We start from the raw sequence: 1,973 nt of genomic DNA on the forward strand, positions 1-1,973 counted from the left end.
CGTGCTTGGATGGCTCCTACGGACCAACCCCACGAAAACTTCATCTTCCCTGAAGAAGTTCTGCCTCGCGGTAACGCACTTTAAAAAAATCTGGATTTGGATTTGAGATTAATTTAATTTTTTTAAATTAATCTCAAATCCAAATCCCTATTCCCCGGCGCAGGCGCGGTGATGCCGTGCCCTACTAGGGAACAAAAAAACCCAAAATCCAAAATCTAAAATCGTTGGAGGTTCTACCGGGTGGTAACGCTCTCTAATTCCTACGCAAGCGGTCGCGACCAAGAATCCTCCGGGTTCGCTTGGTGGTCTGGCAACGCTCGTTTAATCAATCTATCTGGCAAACTGCTGGGCGCCCACGTCGCTCACGCTGGCTTGATCGTTTTCTGGGCCGGAGCAATGACTTTGTTTGAAGTCGCTCACTTTATCCCAGAAAAGCCGATGTACGAACAGGGCTTGATTTTGATGCCCCACATCGCTACTTTGGGTTGGGGCGTCGGCCCCGGCGGTGAAGTTACGGATATCTTCCCGTTCTTCGTAGTCGGCGTTCTTCACTTGATTTCATCTGCTGTTCTCGGTTTGGGCGGTATTTATCACGCCGTTCGCGGCCCGGAAGTTCTCGAAGAATATTCTTCGTTCTTCGGCTACGACTGGAAAGACAAGAACCAGATGACCAACATCATCGGCTATCACCTGATTTTATTGGGTGGCGGTTGCTTGCTGCTGGTTGCTAAGGCCATGTTCTTCGGCGGTGTCTATGACACTTGGGCTCCGGGCGGCGGCGACGTGCGTATTATCACGAACCCCACTCTGAACCCGGCTGTGATTTTTGGCTACTTGGTTCGCTCTCCTTTTGGTGGCGAAGGCTGGGTTGTCAGTGTCAACAACATGGAAGATATCATCGGCGGTCACATCTGGCTTGGCCTGATTTGTATTGCTGGTGGTGTTTGGCACATTTTGACCAAGCCTTTCGGCTGGGCTCGCCGCGCCTTAATCTGGTCTGGCGAAGCTTACCTGTCTTACAGCTTGGGCGCTTTGTCCCTGATGGGATTCATCGCTTGCTGCTTTGTCTGGTTCAACAACACTGCTTACCCCAGCGAATTCTACGGCCCGACGGGCCCGGAAGCTTCTCAAGCGCAAGCTTTGACCTTCCTGATCCGCGACCAACGCTTGGGTGCTAACGTCGGTTCTGCACAAGGCCCCACCGGTCTGGGTAAATACCTGATGCGCTCTCCTACTGGCGAAATCATTTTCGGCGGTGAAACGATGCGTTTCTGGGATTTCCAAGGCCCTTGGTTGGAACCCTTGCGCGGTACTAACGGTTTGGACTTGAACAAAATCAAGAACGACATTCAGCCTTGGCAAGCTCGCCGCGCTGCTGAGTACATGACTCACGCTCCTTTGGGTTCTCTGAACTCTGTGGGCGGCCTGGCAACTGAAGTTAACGCGTTTAACTATACGTCACCTCGTTCTTGGCTGGCCTGTTTCCACTTTGTGATGGGTTTCTTCTTCTTGGTCGGCCACTTGTGGCACGCTGGTCGCGCTCGCGCGGCTGTCGCTGGCTTTGAGAGGGGTATCGATCGCGAAAATGAAGCGGTACTTTCTATGCCAGACTTAGACTAATCGATCGAATTTATTTCTGATTTGATTGTCTAATCGAAAAAGGCTCCTGCTTAACGGCAGGAGCTTTTTTTACTGCTGATTAACTCAGATTATGAGTATTAAAAATAGAAGCTATACTATAATCACTTGGAAACAGTAAATTAAGTTGAGAGAGGTCACTTACTATCGAAGTAGCACTGCCTGATATTTCTCAAAACTTTCAAAAAACGAAAGGATTTTTGACAGAAAAAGTCGGAAAAGCCGTTAGTTCTGTTTCAGAAACAACAGCAGAAGCTAAATCGGGAGCGTGTCACTTTTGCGATGAGTATAAATACTCGTGAACCCAGAATGACTTTTTTATCGATCATCAGTAT

Annotated in this window: 1 protein-coding gene; it reads left to right on the forward strand. The window is 49.3% G+C overall.

What is annotated here, in order from left to right:
* Positions 1 to 240: 240 nt before the first annotated feature.
* Complete coding sequence (gene psbC / locus QUA78_RS32385) at positions 241 to 1,620, forward strand: photosystem II reaction center protein CP43 (RefSeq protein ID WP_333399255.1); 1,380 nt, start codon at positions 241 to 243, stop codon at positions 1,618 to 1,620.
* The last annotated feature ends 353 nt before the right edge of the window (positions 1,621 to 1,973 follow it).

The organism is Microcoleus sp. K4-B3, assembly GCF_036704615.1.
Taxonomy (GTDB): Bacteria; Cyanobacteriota; Cyanobacteriia; order Cyanobacteriales; family Microcoleaceae; genus Microcoleus.